The organism is Nannocystis exedens (assembly GCF_002343915.1).
GTDB classification, from domain to species: domain Bacteria; phylum Myxococcota_A; class Polyangia; order Nannocystales; family Nannocystaceae; genus Nannocystis; species Nannocystis exedens.
The window spans coordinates 10,157,274-10,174,439 of sequence record NZ_NETK01000001.1; the positions used below are offsets into that span (position 1 = coordinate 10,157,274).

General features: G+C 73.1%; 11 protein-coding genes. 6 read left to right on the forward strand and 5 right to left on the reverse strand.

All coding sequences use genetic code 11. From position 1 onward, the window contains the following. Positions 1-39 precede the first annotated feature (39 nt). Entirely contained in the window at positions 40-1,092 is a 1,053-nt protein-coding gene (locus NAEX_RS39630; RefSeq protein WP_096332649.1) for a radical SAM/SPASM domain-containing protein, read from the forward strand. A 127-nt stretch (positions 1,093-1,219) separates the two neighbouring features. Here NAEX_RS39630 and NAEX_RS48960 read toward each other — a convergent pair whose 3' ends face one another. After that, entirely contained in the window at positions 1,220-1,813 is a 594-nt protein-coding gene (locus NAEX_RS48960; RefSeq protein ID WP_143141511.1) for a hypothetical protein, read from the reverse strand. A 307-nt stretch (positions 1,814-2,120) separates the two neighbouring features. Here NAEX_RS48960 and NAEX_RS39645 point away from each other — a divergent pair, with 307 nt between their 5' ends. Next, positions 2,121-2,831, forward strand: coding sequence for an O-methyltransferase (locus NAEX_RS39645; RefSeq protein WP_096332652.1), 711 nt, complete (start codon positions 2,121-2,123; stop codon positions 2,829-2,831). Positions 2,832-2,946: 115 nt separating this feature from the next. Here NAEX_RS39645 and ahcY read toward each other — a convergent pair whose 3' ends face one another. Beyond that, entirely contained in the window at positions 2,947-4,212 is a 1,266-nt protein-coding gene (ahcY, locus tag NAEX_RS39650) for an adenosylhomocysteinase (RefSeq protein ID WP_096332653.1), read from the reverse strand. Between the two features lie 101 nt (positions 4,213-4,313). On the opposite strand from ahcY, the gene NAEX_RS39655 reads away from it, so the two are divergent. The 3 genes from NAEX_RS39655 (at position 4,314) to NAEX_RS39665 (ending at position 6,294) form a co-directional block, all read left to right on the forward strand. Next, complete coding sequence (locus tag NAEX_RS39655; RefSeq protein ID WP_096332654.1) at positions 4,314-5,246, forward strand: LysR family transcriptional regulator; 933 nt, start codon at positions 4,314-4,316, stop codon at positions 5,244-5,246. Between the two features lie 57 nt (positions 5,247-5,303). Beyond that, positions 5,304-5,882, forward strand: a complete 579-nt coding sequence (locus NAEX_RS39660; RefSeq protein WP_096333882.1) for a DUF4269 domain-containing protein — start codon at positions 5,304-5,306, stop codon at positions 5,880-5,882. Positions 5,883-6,117: 235 nt separating this feature from the next. Then, entirely contained in the window at positions 6,118-6,294 is a 177-nt protein-coding gene (locus NAEX_RS39665; RefSeq protein ID WP_100793562.1) for a DUF1918 domain-containing protein, read from the forward strand. 459 nt (positions 6,295-6,753) lie between these two features. Here the strand turns inward: NAEX_RS39665 and NAEX_RS39670 are convergent, their stop codons facing one another. Next, positions 6,754-7,653 carry a DUF7107 domain-containing protein gene (locus NAEX_RS39670; protein ID WP_096332656.1) on the reverse strand — a complete coding sequence of 300 codons (900 nt, stop codon included), beginning with the start codon at positions 7,651-7,653 and terminating at the stop codon, positions 6,754-6,756. Positions 7,654-8,615: 962 nt separating this feature from the next. On the opposite strand from NAEX_RS39670, the gene NAEX_RS39675 reads away from it, so the two are divergent. Then, positions 8,616-10,109: a cytochrome-c peroxidase gene (locus tag NAEX_RS39675; RefSeq protein ID WP_096332657.1), complete on the forward strand. Its 1,494-nt coding sequence runs from the start codon at positions 8,616-8,618 to the stop codon at positions 10,107-10,109. 37 nt (positions 10,110-10,146) lie between these two features. On the opposite strand, the gene NAEX_RS39680 is transcribed toward NAEX_RS39675, so the two are convergent. Beyond that, entirely contained in the window at positions 10,147-11,529 is a 1,383-nt protein-coding gene (locus tag NAEX_RS39680; protein WP_143141549.1) for an amidohydrolase family protein, read from the reverse strand. Between the two features lie 146 nt (positions 11,530-11,675). Further along, a complete protein-coding gene (locus tag NAEX_RS39685; RefSeq protein ID WP_170136398.1) occupies positions 11,676-16,724 on the reverse strand; it encodes a sensor histidine kinase in 5,049 nt (1,682 codons plus the stop codon). Between the last annotated feature and the right edge of the window lie 442 nt (positions 16,725-17,166).

The following is a 17,166-nucleotide window of genomic DNA, read 5'->3' on the forward strand; positions in this document are numbered from 1 at the left end:
ATGTAAACGCATTCGCGGCCTCTGCGAGGAGGCGAGGTCATGAGCGGCGCGACGGTGCCGGGGACGCTGTTGTCGCGGGCGCGGCGGCTGGTGGCGCGCTCGCCGGCCGCGGTGGCGCTGGCCAAGCGGGTCTACCGCTCGCCGCGTCTGCAGCAGACGGCGGCGTTCCGCCGGTTCGTCCGCAGCCGCGCGGCCGGGGCCGAGGCGGCGGTGCAGGCCGGGGCGCCGCCGCAGCTGTGGCTCGAGACGGTGTTGACGTGCAACGCCCGCTGCTCGATGTGCGTCCACAGCGAGCGCAAGATGGTGGGGGTGATGTCGATGGACCTGTTCCGCCGGCTGGTCGACGAGGCGTCGGCGTGGGGCGTCGACTCGGTGTGCCTCAGCATCTACGGCGAGCCGATGGTCGACAAGCGCTGGCTCGAGCGGCTGCAGTACGTGTGCATGGCGGGGATGACGTACAGCTTCTTCTCGAACGCGAGCATACTGACGCCCGAGCTGGCGGCGGCGATGCTCGAGCTCGGCGGCTGGACGGAGGTCAACTTCAGCGTCAACGGCTTCTCGAAGCCGGTCTACGAGGCCGTGATGCCGCCGCTGTCGCGCGACCGGGTGTACGCCAACATCGAGCGGTTCCTCGAGCTGCGCCGGGCCCACGAGGGCGAGGTGCCGAGGGTGACGGTGTCGTGCGTGACCCTGGCCGAGAACGTCCACGAGCTGCCCGAGTTCGTGCGCTTCTGGCGGCCCCGGGTCGATCGCGTGAGCATCGCCGACCGCACCGACTGGCTCGGCGAGCTCAGGAAGACCGACCGCGCGGTGCCGGTGCGCGGACGCCTGCGGGTGATGGACGATTCGCAGCCGCAGACGCCGTGCCCGGCGCCGTGGCGCAAGATGTACGTGTACGCCGACGGCCGCGTGTCGCCGTGCTGCGAGGACGCGGCGCTGCGCCAGCTGATCCTCGGCGACACGAATGTGCAGACCCTGCGGCAGATCTACCACGGGCCGGGCTACGCGGCGCTGCGCGCGCTGCATCTGCACGATCGCCGCGGGGATCACCGGATCTGCGGCGCCTGCCGCGTCAACCCGCCGTGGATCTGAGCGACGGGCGGGCGAGCCGGGCCGCGCGGGCGAACCCCCGACGGCGGGGTCGATGCTGCGAGCCGGCTCCGATCCGCAATGGACATTGCGCCGAGCGACACAAACCGCGGAGCAGGTCACGGTCGCGTCACGAGGACGTCTCGGCGCGAAGGACCACGAGCTCGTCGACGACGGACGCGAGCACCACGAGCGACACGACCACCGGGGTCGTCGAATCGTGTGAGGACGGCGAGCAGAGCGGGAGCGAGACAAACGTCGATTGCAGCGGCCCGGCCTGTCCGGGCTGCGCCGACAACTCGGCCTGCGTCGCGGACGGCGACTGCGAGGGGACGAGCTGCGTGGGCGAGGTCTGCGGATTGCCGCCGGCGAGCTGCGACGACGCGGTCCAGAACGGCACGGAGAGCGACGTCGACTGCGGCGGCGCCGACTGCCCGGCCTGCGGCGAGTCGCAAGCGTGTGTGGACGCGGTCGATTGCGCGTCGCAGAGCTGCGTCGACGGGGGCCTGCGCAGCGCCCGTGCGACGACGGCGTCGAGAACGGCGAGGAGACCGCGGTCGACTGCGGCGGGCCCATGTGCGGCCCCTGCGGCGACGCGCTCGGCTGCGAGGTCGCGATGGGCTGTCAGAGCGGGGTGTGCGACCGAGGCCTGTGCGCCATTCCGCTGTGCGACGACGGGGCGAAGAACGGCGACGAGACGGATGTCGACTGCGCCGGCGAGCACTGCGATCCGTGCGAGGACGGGCTCGCCTGCGAGGTCGACGCCGCGGCGACCGACTGGAAGTTCACGAAGAACGCCGGCGGCGGCGAACGTGCCGCGATCCCCGGACGGGCAGGCGCGGTTCGGGGGTCGCGTGGTCGACAGGCATCCGGGCCGCGCGGCTCGAGGCGCGGCGGACCGCACGCGCGGCCGCTCGTCGCGAGCGGGTCGGGGTGAAGCTTCAGAGTCGAGATTGGGGGCGGAATTCGCGGCTTGACGGTGATATTGAAAATCGTTATCATTTTATCATGCGAACGAGAGAGGCCATTGCATGAGCCAAGCATCCTTCGACTTGCTCGACGGCCGGGCCGCGCGCGTCCTCCGGCGGCTGCACGCCGAGGCGGATCGCCAGATGCCGCGGCTGCTGTTGAAGTACTTGCCGCTGCTTCCGCGGCTGCTCCTGGGCCAGCGGATCGACTTCAAGGACGAGGCCCGCGAGTTCTACGCCGACAAGTACATCGCCCTCGGGCGCGAGCAGGCGGCTTTCTGCTATCTGACCGCGCGGGCGCTGCGGGCCCGCCAGGTCGTCGAGTTCGGGACGTCGTTCGGGATCTCGACGATCTGGTTGGCGGCCGCGGTGCGCGACAACGGCGGGGGCAAGGTCATCGGCACCGAGTTCGTGCCGGCGAAGGCGCGGCGGGCCCGGGAGCACGTCGACGAGGCGGGGCTCGGCGATTACGTCGAGATCCGCGAGGGCGACGCGCGCGAGACGTTGCGGTCGATCGACGGTGAGGTCGACTTCTTCCTCAACGACGGGTTCCCGATGCTCGCGCTGGACATCCTCAAGCTCGTCGCGCCGCACATGCGCCGGGGCGCGGTGGTGCTGACCGACAACGTCGGCCACTTCCGCGGCAACTACCGCGAATACGTCGCGTACTTGCGAGAGCCGCGGAACGGCTTCCAATCGATGACGATGCCGATCCGCGCCGGGACCGAATACTCGGTGCGCACGGCCGCGGGGCCGCGAGAGTCGGGCGAATAGGGGCAGGCCCTCGGTTCGTACCGCGGCGCGGCGAATGGGCGGAGCGCGGCAGACTTCGATCCGTCGACCCCGGTTCGAGGCGTCGGCCGCAGCGCTCGCGCTCCACACATCGTGATCAGGTGCCGGCGCGCCAGCCGGCGAGGTAGTCGCGTTGCTCGCGGCTCAGGACGTCGATCTCGACCCCGAGCGCGCGCAGCTTGAGGCGGGCGACCTCCTCGTCGAGGGCGCGCGGCAGGGCGTGGACGTCGGCCGCGAGCTCGCGTCCGGAGGCGAGCACGAATTCGACGGCGAGCGCCTGGTCGGCGAAGCTGAGGTCCATGACGGCGGCGGGGTGGCCCTCGGCGGCGGCGAGGTTGACGAGGCGGCCCTCGGCGAGGAGGTAGATCCGGCGGCCGTCGGGGCGCACGAACTCGTCGAGGGCGGGCCGGATCCGCCGCCGCTGCGGGGCGAGGGCGGCGAGGGCGGCGAGGTCGAGCTCGACGTCGAAGTGGCCGGCGTTGGCGACCACGGCGCCGTCCTTCATCAGCGCGAACTCGGGGCCGCCGATCACGCCGCGGTTGCCGGCGACGGTGCAGAAGACGTCGCCGATCGCGGCGGCGCGGGCGATCGGCAGCACCTGGTAGCCGTCCATGGTGGCCTCGAGCGCGCGCAGCGGGTCGACCTCGGTGACGACGACGCGCGCGCCCATGCCGGCGGCGCGGGCGGCCAGGCCGCGGCCGCACCAGCCGTAGCCGCAGACGACGAAGCAGGCGCCGGCGAGCAGGCGGTTGGTGGCCCGCAGGATGCCGTCGATGGTGCTCTGGCCGGTGCCGTAGCGGTTGTCGAACATGTGCTTGGCGACGGCGTCGTTGACGGCGATCACGGGGTAGCGCAGGGCGCCGTCGCGGGCCATGGCGCGCAGGCGGGTGACGCCGCTGGTGGTCTCCTCGGTGCCGCCGACGATCGCGTCGCCGAGCGCGGGGTGGCGGGTGTGGACGAGGGTGGCCAGGTCGGCGCCGTCGTCCATGACGAGCTGCGGCCGGTGTGACAGGGCGGCGGCCAGGTGGGCGAAGTAGGTCGGCCGGTCCTCGCCGGCGCGCGCGAACACGGCGACGCCGTCGTGGACGGCCAGCGAGGCGGCGACGTCGTCCTGGGTGCTGAGCGGGTTGCTGGCGCACAGGCGCACGTCGGCGCCGCCGGCTCGCAGGGTGCGCACGAGCGCGGCGGTCTCGGCGGTGACGTGCAGGCAGGCGGCCACGCGCACGCCGGCGAGCGGGCGGTCGCGGGAGAATCGCTCGCGGATGGCCGCGAGCACCGGCATGGCCCGCTCGGCCCACTCGATCTTGTCGCGCCCGCGCGGGGCCAGAGTCTCGTCGCTGATGTCTCTCGTCGTGGTGGTCATGGACACGTTCCCCGCCTCGCGGGGCCTCCCGCCGGCGAAGATGCGGGAGGGCGACGCATCAGTCACGTTCGTGTTTCTATGCCGTGGTATAAGTGAGACTAATGCTGCCGGACTTCAACCGCCTGCGGGTGTTCTTCCACGTCCACGAGGCGCGCAGCGTCAGCGCGGCCGCGGCGGCGCTGCACGTGACGCAGTCGGCGGTGAGCCAGAGCCTGGCCAAGCTCGAGGACGAGCTGAAGGCGCAGCTGTTCGTCCGCCGCCACCGCGAGGTGGTGCCGACGGCGGCAGGCGAGGCCCTGTTCGCCGTGGTCGCGCCGTTCGTCGCCGGGCTGCAGGAGCGGGTCGGGCAGATCCACCGCGCGCGCCACGAGCTGGCCGGGACGCTGCAGATCGGCGCGCCGGTCGAGTTCGGGGCGCACCGCCTGCCCGAGGTGCTGGCGGCGTTCGCCCGCGTGCACCCGGGCGTGCGCTTCTCGCTGCGCCTGGGACACCCGTCGGAGATCGTGCCGCTGCTCGAGGAGGGCCGGCTCGACCTCGGGTTCGCCGACCTGTTCGAAGGGCCAGGTGCGGCGGCGCGCCGGCTGGCGGGCTTCGAGGTCGCCGAGGTGATGGAGGAGGCGCTGGTGCTGGTGGCGGCGGCGGGCCACGAGGCGGCGACGCTCGCGGGCAGCCGGGCGTTCGCGCGGCTGTCGCGGCAGCGCTTCGTCGACTACCACGCGAGCGCGCCGGCGGTGCGCGGGTGGTTCCGCCACCACTTCGGCCGGGTGCCGCCGCGGCTCGAGCCGGCGCTGGCGGTCGAGAGCGTGCAGGCCGTGATCGCGGCGACGAGCCACGGGATGGGCTTCGGGGTGGTGCCGGCGCACACGGTGGCGCGGGCGCTGGCGGCCGGCGAGCTGGTGGCGGTGACGACGCGCAAGCGGGCGCTGACGAACCGGATCTCGCTGGTCCGCCTGCTCGACCGGGTGCCGAGCCGGCTCGAGCGGACGTTCGTGGCGTTCGTGACGCAGGCGCTGGGCCGGCGCGCGGCGGGGTGAGGTGGTGCCCGCGCTCGCGGCGCGAAGTCGCGGCGGTTCGGCTAGGCTTTGGCGTCGATGCGGGGCGCGACGACCGATCTCGAGGCGCTGCGGACGGGCGCGCCGCGGCAGCGGCGGGCGTACGCGGTGCTGCAGTCGCTGGCGATCTTCGAGCGGCTCGCCGCGTTCCGGCCGGCGCTGGCAGGGACGTTGCCGCTGCCGATCCACACCGAGGCGAGCGACCTCGACGTGCTGTGCGAGGTGCATGACCCGGCGGCGTTCGTCGCGGCGTGCTCGCCGTACGCGACGCGGCCCGGGTTCACGACGGAGCAGGCCCCGGTGCGCGGGGTGCCGTCGACGATCGTGCGGTTCGCCGCCGACGAGTTCGCGGTCGAGCTGTTCGGGCAGCCGCAGCCGGTGGCGCAGCAGCACGGCTGGCGGCACCTGCAGATCGAGGCGCGGGTGCTGGCGCTGGCGGGCGAGGCGGCGGTCGCGACGATCACGCAGTGGAAGCGCGAGGGTATGAAGACCGAGCCGGCGTTCGCGCGCTGGCTGCGACTGCCGGGCGACGATCCGTACCTCGCCGTGCTCGCGCTCGAGGAGCTCGACGACGAGGCGCTGCGGCGGTTGATGCCGCGAGCGAGGGAGGACGCGTAGGCGTCCCCCCGCCCGGACGACCCGCGGTGCGCGAGGTGCGGGCGAGGGCCTGCCTCGCGCTCCGCGCCGGTCCGTCGCGGCGGCCTCAGCAGCGCGCCGGTACAGCGGCAGAGAGCGCTCCGGGGCCGGCGCCGATCCCCCCGGGCGTGCGGGCTTGCCGATGGCGGGGACCGCAAAACACATGAGGAGCACGGTTCGCGCGCTGGACCGTCGCCGACTCTGGAAGGACGACGCCATGAAAGTACCGGTAGGCACTCGTGTTACGACCCCTTCAGGCGAGGAGGGCGATGTCATCGAAGCCCTCGGCAAGGACGGCACGGCGCCGTATCGCGTCAAGTATCCGGACGGGCGAGAGTTCGTGTGGACCCCGCCGCCGGACTTCACCCTCGGTGAAGACGCAGCGGCCGAGTAGGCGCTCGTCGCTTCGCCGGCGGGCGGGGCGTGACGGCGCCGAGCTGCCATGGCCCAGGGGACATGCATGAAGAGACATGTCCAGAGAAGCATGCGCGACCGGGGCTCGCTGCGCGGCCTCGGTCCGCTCGAGACGCAAAGGTTCCGAGCGATGCCGGGGCCCGGTGCTGCCGGGGCCCTGTGCCGCCGCGGGGCAAAGCTGGCGGCGGTCATCATCGACGCCGGGCGCGCCGGCGCGGAGCATCGCCCGCGGAGATGCTCCGCGGGCGAGGCTCGCTCGTCAGCACGCCCGGTCAGGGTGCGTGTCCATGACCGCCGGGAGCTCCAGCTCGGTGGTCGCGGCGCTCTCCGCCGGCTCGACCGCTCCTGATGCCCCCTGGGCTCGATACGCGCAGGTCGTGTCGCTCCCCTCGGGTACGTCGGGACGGGTGCTCGCGCTGCGATATCGGTGGGGCGACCGTCACTCGCACTGGGAATCCACGAAGCGCTTGCAGATTTCCTTGCACTTGCCGTACTTGCAGACGTGATGGTCGGGGCAGTCGGAGTCGTACTTGCACGTAGGCCGGGGATCGACGCAGACGTAGTCCTTGCAGATCTCGCCGGGGTCGCAGTCGGCGTCGACCTGGCACTCCGGAGGAGTGACGCAGACGTAGTCCTTGCAGATCTCGCCGGGGTCGCAGTCGGCGTCGACCTGGCACTCCGGAGGAGTGACGCAGACGTAGTCCTTGCAGATCTCGCCGGGGTCGCAGTCGGCGTCGACCTGGCACTCCGGAGGAGTGACGCAGACGTAGTCCTTGCAGATCTCGCCGGGGTCGCAGTCGGCGTCGACCTGGCACTCCGGAGGAGTGACGCAGACGTAGTCCTTGCAGATCTCGCCGGGGTCGCAGTCGGCGTCGACCTGGCACTCCGGAGGAGTGACGCAGACGTAGTCCTTGCAGATCTCGCCGGGGTCGCAGTCGGCGTCGACCTGGCACTCCGGAGGAGTGACGCAGACGTAGTCCTTGCAGATCTCGCCGGGGTCGCAGTCGGCGTCGACCTGGCACTCCGGAGGAGTGACGCAGACGTAGTCCTTGCAGATCTCGCCGGGGTCGCAGTCGGCGTCGACCTGGCACTCCGGAGGAGTGACGCAGACGTAGTCCTTGCAGATCTCGCCGGGGTCGCAGTCGGCGTCGACCTGGCACTCCGGCGGGGAGACGCATTCATAATTGACGCAAATCTCGTCGCCGGAACAATCCTCGTTGTACTTGCACTCGGGCTCGGGATCGGGGTGCGGATTACAATCGCACGTCGGCTCCGTCCAGGGGATGGCGAAGCCCAGGGTGATAGCGGTGAGGAGGATACTGGTGTGATTGAATAGCATGGGGAGTTCGGCTCTTCTTCAGCTCGTGGACGCGGGCGCTACGGCGCGAGCGTCGGCGAGGGCAAGTCTGAGGGGAACCGCGGGGCGAGCACGACGCGGCCTTGTCCCCGATCACAGTCGGTCCACGGACCCCAATACGCGCCTCCCTGCCGGTGAAACGCTGATTCGACCGACGGTCCGCGAAATGGGTGGACTCGCCGCACCTGGCCCCGGTCGTGGTCCACCGATCGGCGGGGAACTCGCCGATGCGGCGATCGAACATTGTTTCGTCGCGTGATCCGCGATTTGGAGGATTGGCTCACACAGGGCTCGGGGGTGGGAGCCCGACAACCTTTGTCGACCCTCGTTAAATCGGGACTTCCCCGGGTGCGGGTTGGACGCCGCTCAGAACAGCGAAATGGGGCGGATTTGCGGCAGTTGCCATAATGATGCAAGCGTGGGCGGACACGTCGCGGTGTTTTCTCTCGACCTGCGGCCTTCGAGCCGGTGTCCCATCCGCCTCGTCGCGGTCGCGGACGACAGGCGGACGGGCCGGCGCCGCGGAGGGCGGGTGCGCCGATTCGGACGGCGCGGACGTGTCAGCGCCGTCGTCGTTCGCGGTCTACCACCGGCTCGAGCCGCTGCTGTCTCGCCGCGGGCGACGAGGGGCGCGCCGAGGAGGCCACGGACCTTTGTGACACGCCGAGGAGCGGGCGATCGTCCAATCATCGCTCGACGCCGAGGCGGATCTGGTGCCACTGCGATCGGGCCCGAGAAGTGACGGGCGATCGCACAGGTGTGTGACGCCGTGTTCCGGGGGTCGCGTGAACGGAGGCGCGAGCCCTGCATCCGCGGCGTTTCGGGGCGCTCCACGCGGGGCCCTGCGGGTGATAGCCAGCACCGTCGCTGCTTGCTCGCGGTATGGAGTCCCTGCATCGTCGGTAGGTAGACCCGGTCAGAGTTGTACGGAGGAAGATCTACGCATGAACATTTCCATGCACACCATCATGATCGGTTCGTTGCTGACGAGCCCGATCGCAGGGTTTTTACAGTGCGACAGCGTCGAGCCGAGCGACGAGCCGGGATGGGTCGCCGACGCCGACGCCGACGCGGAAGGAATAATTGCTCTGGAGTCGTTGTTCGACGGCGAGGTCCCGGCGGCCCGGTCCTTCAAGCAGCAGGAGCTGAGCCTGAAGCAGCTCGGCAAGTTCGTCTTCTTCGACAAGATCTCGGTCCCGAAGGGCAAGCAGGGCTGCGTCAGCTGTCATGATCCGGCGGCCGGTTTCACGTTCCCCGACGACAAGGTCAACCAATTGCAGGTGGCGGCCCCGGGGGCGGTGCCGGGCGCGGTGGGGAGTATCAAGGCCCCGACCAATGCGTATGTCCGCAACCTGCCGCTGCAGGAGCAGTGTGACCCGTCCGGCTTGCCCTGCGGCGGGGCCTTCTGGGACGGCCGCGCCGAGGGCAACGTGGATCCGGTGATCGCGGGGGCGACGACGCACGCCGGCGTCGAGGTCTTCGAGGGCAGCGCGGTCCTGGAGGGCCTGTTCGCCCAGTTCCTCGGGCCGGTGGCCGATCAGGCGCTGCAGCCGTTCCCGAACCCGGTCGAGCAGAACATCAGCCCGAAGCAGGTCTGTGCCCACGTGGCCAAGGCGCCCTATTCGCTGCTGTACCGGCTGGCCTGGGGCGAGAAGATCGACTGCACCGACGGCGGCTTCATGCTCAGCTTCAAGCGAATCGCGGTGGCGCTCTCGGCCTGGCAATCGTCGGACGAGGTCAACTCGTTCAGCTCGAAGCGGGACAAGGCCCTGGCCGCCGAGATCGGGCTGGAGGGGGAGAACGTGGCGTTTCCGCTCGAGGGTCTGACGGCCCAGGAGAACCTCGGGCACGAGCTGTTCTACGGCAAGGCGGGCTGCGCGGCGTGTCACAGCAATACGCCGGTGCTCGGCGCCGAAGATCCCAACAAGGAGGGGCTGGATCCGGGCGAGCTCTACACCGACGCCGCCTATCACAACATCGGCGTGCCGCGTAATCCCTCGATCCCCGGTCCGCCCGGCAGCCCGGGCTTCGGCGCTCGCACCGGCGACCCGGACCAGCTCGGGCTCCACAAGACCCCGACCCTGCGCAACGTGGACAAGCGCCCGTACAAGGGCTTCGTCAAGGCGTACACCCACAACGGATGGTTCAAGAGCCTCGAGAGCCTGGTCCACTTCTACAACACCGCGGACGTGAGCAGCGCCGGCGCGACCGCGGCGAAGTTCGGGGTCACGCGGTGCGACCCGAGCAAGCCGGACTGGACCGAGGCGGAGGCGCTGGCGGCGAACTGCTGGCCCGAGCCGGAGGAGACCGGGACGCTCGCGATCGGCGTCCAGTTCGGCGACCTCGACCTGACGCTCGCGGAGGAGGCGGCGCTCGTGGCGTACCTCAAGACGCTGACGGACACCAAGACGGTCAAGCCGCCGCCGCTGCTCCAGTGATGGGGCGGCGCTCCAGGCCCGCGGCGCGCTCGCGGGGCTAGTTGCCGGCCGCCGCGGCCTGGAACACCACGGCGCCTTCCTTGACCACCTCGACCACGTTGTGGATGTGCTCGATCTGCGACAGGTCGCCGTCGATCACCACGAAGTCGGCGAGGTAGTGGGGGCGGATCGCGCCGATCCGGTCGTCGGCGCGCAGCAGCTTGGCGGCGTCGGTGGTGGCGGTCGCGAGGGCCTCCATCGGCGTCATGCCGACGTCGTGGACGAACACGTCGAGCTCGCGGGTGCTCTCGCCGAAGCCGGTGTAGACGGCGTCGGAGCCCATGACGATGGTGACCCCGGCCGCGCGGGCGGCCTTGGCGGTGGCGATGTTGTCGGCGATGAAGGCGTCGAAGGCGGCGCGCTTGTCGGGCGAGAAGCCGAAGCGGTCGATGTTGTCGCGGTAGTAGCGGTTGTGATGGATGGTCGGCACGTAGACGACGCCGCGCTCGCGCATGGCGGCGAGCGTGTCGGGGGACAGCTTGCGCGGGTGCTCGACGCTGTCGGCGCCGGCGCGGACGATGTCGTCGGTGACGGTGCCGAGCGTGTCGTGGACGGCGACGGGGATCCCGTGGGCGTGGGCGATGTCGACGGCGGCCTTGATCTCTTCGTACGAGTAGGTGCGCTCGCCGCTGAGGTCGTCGTCGCTGCCGGTCGTGGCCCACAGCTTGACGACCTTGACGCCGGCCTCGATCTCGCGCCGCACGGTGGCGGCGACCTGCTCGGGGCCGTCGGCCTGGCCGGGCCGGGTCGACTCCTTGGGCGCGAGCCGCGACGACCACACGCCGTCGCCGGCGCCGAAGATCCGGGGGCCGACCAGCTCGCCGGCCTCGATCCGCGCGGCGGTCTCGAGGTCGAGCTGGTTGTCGGAGCCGAGGTCGCGGATCGTGGTGACGCCGAGCGACAGCAGGGTCCGCCCGTTGGCCTCGACCAGCGGCTCGAGCTGGGCCTTCGACTGGGCGATCTGGAACGGGTCGGTCGGCGCCCGGTAACCCCACGCCGGGTCCCAGCAGAAGGTGATGTGGGTGTGGGCGTCGATGAGGCCGGGGATCGCGGTGTAGCGGCCGCGATCGACGATTCGGGCCCCGGCCGGCAGCGGCTCGCCGGCCGCGAGCACGCTGTGGAAGCGCTTGCCGTCGACGACCACGGCGCCGCCCTCGACGACCTGGTGCGGGGCGGTGATGACGCGGGCGAACTTGTAGACGGTGAGGTTCGACGCGGGGATGTTCGCAGGGACAGGCTGGTCGGGCACCGGCTGCTCGGGTCGACAGCCGAGGCCGGTCGCGGCGAGGAGGCCGACGAGCGCCCAGGCGCGCGGCCGCGCGTGTTCGCGGGGCCGGCCGCCGGCGCCGTCCGGAGGCCGCAGACGACCGCGCGAGACCATGCCGGCCGAGGATGCCGGAGGCGCCTCGGGTTGTCGAGCGCCGGGATGCCGGGGCCGGGGTGGCAGGGCGTGGGCGCGGGCATCACTCGCGCGGCGCCGGGAGTCGCAGGACGAAGGTCGAGCCGGGGGCAGGGCGTGGGCGGGCATCACTCGCGCGGCGCGGGGAGTCGCAGGACGAAGGTCGAGCCGCGGCCGGGGGCGCTGACGACGTCGATGTCGCCGCCCAGGAGTCGGGCGAACCGGTCGGCCAGCGCGAGGCTGACGCCGCTGCCCTCCTGGGCCCGCGTGGGCGCGTCGTCGAGCGGCTGAAAGGCGACGAACAGGCGCGAGAGGTCGGCCGCGGCGATGCCGACGCCGGTGTCGGCGACCCGCAGCTCGAGCCACGGGTCGTCGCCGCGGGCGACGGCCGCGAGGCGGATGTCGACGCGGCCGCGGTCGGTGAAGCGGACCGCGTTGTCGACCAGAGTGGAGATGCAGTGGGCGAGCATGCCGGGATCGGTCAGGCACACGAAGGGGGCCGGGTCGAGCTCGACCGCGAGCGCGTCGCCGCGCGCCCGCGCCTCGGCCTCGCAAGCGGCCACCGCCTCGCCCACCAGCGCGGCGACGTCGACGGCGACGCGCGCGGGGCGGACGACGTCGGCCTCGACCCGCGAGAGCTCGAGGATGTTGGTGAGGGTGCGGACCAGGCGCGCGGCGGCGCGGCGGATCTTCTCCGTGTCGCCGTCGATCGCCGCCAGGTCGCCCTCGGCGGCCGACTCGCGGATCAGCTCGGCGTAGCCGAGCACGGCGTTGAGCGGGGTCCGCAGCTCGTGGCTCATGTTGAGCAGGAAGCGGGTCTTGAGCCGGTCGGCGCGCACGGCGGCGTCGCGGGCGCGGGCGAGGTCCTCGTAGAGGCGGGCGTTGTCGATCGAGGTGGCGATCTGGGCGGCGAGGTGGCGCAGCAGCGCGAGCCGGCCGCTGCCGAAGGTGTGCGGGGCCAGGTCGTTGTCGAGGTAGAGGACGCCGAGCAGCTCGCCGTGGCCGAGGATCGGCGCGCACAGGACCGAGCGCACGCCGACCAGCGCGGGGTCGCCGGCGAAGTCGTGGTCGACGGCGGCGTCGCCGAGGACGACGTCGCGGCGGGTGCGGGCGACGAAGTGGACCAATGACTGCGGGATACCTGGCTCTTCGGACATGGCCCGAGATTGCAAGACGTCGAGCCGCTCGCGCGCGACGTCGGCGGCCGCGGCGATCTGCAGGCCGCCGTCGCCGGCCAGGAGGACGAAGCAGCGGCGGGCGCCGGCGACCTCGAGCACGGTGCGGACCAGCGCGCGCAGCAACTTGTCGAGCACGAGCTCGCCGGTGATCGCCCGGGTGCTGCGCAAGAGGGCGGCGACGTCGATCGCCTCGGCGCCGGAGCTCGTCGGCGCGGGGATGGGGCCCGGCGCGGCGACGGGGACGGCGACGGGCGCGGGCGCGGCGAGCCCGGGGAACTCGGCGCGCAGCCGGGCCGAAAGGGCCGGCGCGCCCCAGCGGTCGTAGGCGGCGACGGCTGCCCCGAGGTACATGTGCGAGAGGACATGTGACTCGCGGTCGGCGGCGTGCCGACCGGCCCGCTCGAGCGCGAGGGCCTCGATCCGCAGGTGACCGGCGCGACGGGCGGCCTCGACGGCGCGCGGGTAGAGCAGGGCCGCCTGGTCGTGGTCGCCGCGGCAGCGGGCCAGCTCGGCCTCGACGAGGAAGAGCCGGCCCTCGATGTTGTCGGGGCACAGCGCGGCCCAGCGGCGCAGGTGGCCGAGCCAGCCCCGGGCGCGCCGCCGGGCCTGGGGCGCGAGCGGCTGGCCGCGGGCGGTGAGCACGAGCAGCGGGAGGGTGATCTGGTCGATCAGCAGGAGGGTGCCCTCGGCGCGGGCCCAGCGCAGCCGCTTCGACAGCGCGAGCGCCTGATCGATGGCGCCGTGGTGGTAGAGGAGCGCGAGCTTGGCGAGGTGGTAGACCGAGGCGAGCGCGCGGCTGTGCGGGCCGAGCTCGTCGACGAGGCCGTCCTCGTCGAAGTCGGGGCCGGCGAGCGAGGTGGGGCCGTCGGTCTCGCCGCGCAGGGCCAGGCACAGGCGCACGAACAGGAGGTGCCAGTGGCGCTGATCGAAGCCGGGCATGCCGACGCCGATCGAGGCGTGGGCGCGGGCGCTGACGAGGAGCTGGTCGACGTCGCCGAGGCCGAGCCAGCGGGCGTGGATGATGCCGACCGAGATGTAGAGCGCCATCGAGGTGGCGCCGAGCCGGGTGGCGCGGTCGAGCTCGCGCTCGAGCCGGGCGACGGTGGCGGCGGTCGGCTCGAGCCAGGCGGCGACGTAGACGCCGCAGTAGTTGGCGAGCTGGGGGCCGAGGCGCGGGTCGGCGAAGCGGTCGGCGAGCGCGTAGGCGACGTCCTGCAGGGCCCGCGCGCCGGCGACGTCGCCGAACATGTGCACGTGCACGAAGGCGTAGAGGGCGACGGCGATCGCCGACTCGCCGATGACGCCGTGGCGCAGGGCGAGGGCCAGGGCGCGCAGGCCGTAGAGCAGGGAGAGGTCGGGCTGGTGGTGGTAGGCGGAGACGCAGATCGTGCAGAGGATGCGCAAGGCGCAGGCGATCCCGGGGTCGCGGACGGCCGGCAGCGCGGCCAGGTCGTGCAGCGAGGTGCGGCCGCGCAGCCAGCGGACGGCCGCGAGCTCGCGCAGGATCGACAGGCGCGAGGCGCTGGCGGGGACGTGGACGCCGAGCAGGGCCAGGCCGGCGCGCCCGGCCGCGAGCGCGGCGTGGATGCTGGCGCGGTCGGTCTCGAGCGCGACCTTGAGGTCGTGGACGGCGGCGCGGTCGACGTCGTCGCGGGCGCGGGCGAGGAGCGGGGCGAAGCGGGCGGCGGCGGCGTCGGGGTCGCCGGCGAAGTGCTCGCACTCCATGCAGTCGCGGGCCAGGGCGAAGGCGAGGTCGTAGTGCTCCGACCAGGCGCGGTCGGGCAGCAGGGCCAGGCCCTGGCGCAGCAGCTGGACGGCGGTGGCGAAGGCGGCGGCGCGCATGGCCTTGCGGCCGGCCGCGAGGTCGAGCTCGGCCAGGCGCAGGCGCTCGGCGGGCGCGACGATCCTGGCGGCCGCGAGGTTGAGGTGGCCGACGATCTCGAAGAGCATGTCCTCGAGGACAGCCGGATCGGCGCCGCGGAGCAGGCCGCGGCCGAGCTCGAGGTGGAGGCGCTGGCGCTCGCCGGCGGGCAGGCCGGCGTAGGCGGCCTGCTGCACGCGGTCGTGGACGAACTCGTAGACGCCGACGTCGACGGCGAGGACGAGGCCGCGGTCGATGGCCTGGGCGAGCGCGGCGTCGACGCGCGCGGGGTCGCAGCCGAGCAGGCCGGCCAGGCGGTCGCGGTCGAAGCGGGCGCCGACGCAGGCGGCGGCCTGCAGGGCGGCGCGCACGTCGGCGTCGAGGGCGGCGAGGCGGCGGGTCATGAGCGCGACGATGTCGGCCCCGGGGGCGGCGCGGGCGGTGGCGGCGGCGTCCCAGGCCCAGCCGTCGCGCTCGGGCGACCACACGAGCAGGCCCTGGTCGAACAGCCAGCGCAGGTAGGCGCGCACGAACAGCGGGTTGTTGTCGGTGTTGGCGGCGACGACCGCGGCCAGCTCGGCAGCCTGTCCTTCGGGCCAGGCGAGCGTCTCGCCGATCAGCCGCTGGACGTCGGCCCCGGCGAGCGGGCCGAGGACGACGCGGACGTCGGCGGCGAGGCCGCGCAGCGGGTGGCCGGGGGCGAGCTCGTCGTCGCGGTAGCTGCCGACCAGCAGCAGGTGGTCGAGGCTGGGCTCGCGCGCGAGCTCGTCGTAGAGGCGCAGGCTGGCCGGGTCGGCCCACTGCAGGTCGTCGACGGCGATCACGAGCGGGGCGTGCGGGCCGGCGAACACGCGCACGAGGCGGGTGACGGCGGCGTGGAAGCGGCCGGCGGCCTCGGCGGGCACGGCGGCGGTCGGGCGCGGGCGGGCGCCGATCACCAGGGCCAGGGCGGGCAGGACGTCGGCGAGGCCGGCCGCGCCGTCGCCGAGGGCGGCGTCGAGGGCGGCGCGCACGGCCGCGAGGCGCTCGTCGGGCTCGGCCAGGGCGCGGCGCAGCAGCTGGTCGAGGGCCGCGAGCAGGCCGGCGTACGGGGTGGCTTTCTCGCCCTGCTCGAAGCGGCCGCTGACGAACACGCCGCCGGCCTCGCGCACCGCCCCGGCGAGCGCCCGCACGAGCGCCGACTTGCCGGCGCCCGAGGGGCCGGCGACGAGGGCGAGCGCGCGGGCGCCGGCGCGAACGGCTGTCCAAACGGACAGCAATTCGGCGAGCTCGCGCTCGCGGCCGAACAGGGTCGCCGGGAGCTGCAGGCCCGGCGGACGGTCGCGCGCGGCCGGGTCGAAGCGCGGCAGCTCGCCGCGGGCGAACGCGTCGCGGCAGCGGGCGAGGTCGTGGCGCAGGCCGTCGAGGCTCTGGTAGCGGGCCTCGGGGCTCTTCTCGAGCAGGTGCAGGACGACGCGCGACAACGTGTCCCCGAGGTCAGGTGCGAGCGCGACCGGGGCCGCGGGCACGCGCGCGAGGTGGGCGTGGACCAGCTCGAGCGGGTCGTCGCTGGCGAACGGCAGGCGGCCGGTGAACAGCTCGTAGAGGGTGACGCCGAGCGCGTAGTAGTCGCTGCGCGGGTCGACGTCGCGGCCGGTCCGGCCGGTCTGCTCCGGCGACATGTACTGCAGCGTGCCCTCGCCGGCCGCCGCGCCGGCGAAGTCGATCAGCTGCACGCGCTCGCCGTCGCCGTGGACGACGATGTTGGCCGGCTTGAGGTCGCGGTGGACGACGCCGGCGGCGTGGACCCGCGCGAGCGCGCCGCAGATCTCGAGCGCGAGGTCGAGGCGGGCCACCAGCGAGAGCCGGCGGCCCTGGCGGAACCGGTGCAGCGAGAGCCCGCCGATGTCGCGCAGCACCAGCACGGGGCAGCCGTCCCAGCGCTCGACCCCGAAGACCTCGGGCACCGCCGGCCCGGCGCAGCGCCGCAGCAGCTCGGCCTCCCGCTGCAGCCGCGCGGTCCCGGCGGCGTCGCTGTACTCGCGCCGCAGGGCCTTGAGGATCACCGGCGCGCCGTCGCGGCGGCGGAAGCCGCGGAACACCTGCGACGTGCGTCCGTCGTGCAGCTGCTCCGCGAGCTCGTAGTCGCCGGCGGCCATGCGGGCCTCAGTGTGCCTCGCCGCGCCGGCGATCGGCAGGCGGACGTCGGGCTCGCTTCCGCGCCCGCGCGAGCGGGGCCGGCGCGGGCGAGCCCGAGGAGCCGGCCCTGCGGAACGCCCTTCGCCGACCGCCGGTCCCGCCGGAGTCGTCGCACGCCTCGCTCCACCGCGCCGCCGGGGCACGGGCAGGTCCCGCCGGGGGTGCAGGAGCAGACGACGGTCGTCGCGCGAGTTGCTCGACGGCCTGCCGCGATCCGCGGCGCCGGACGGCCGGCCCCGGAGCGAGCGCCCGCTGGAGGTGCGCGGCACGTCCAGGGGGGCAGTGGCGCCGCGCGGGGGCGCGACGCGCACGCGTTCGGCCTGAGCGGGAAACATGTCCTATTGATCATGTTCTAGATGATATGTCCGATGAGACATGTCCATGAGCGCAGTCGCCGTCGCG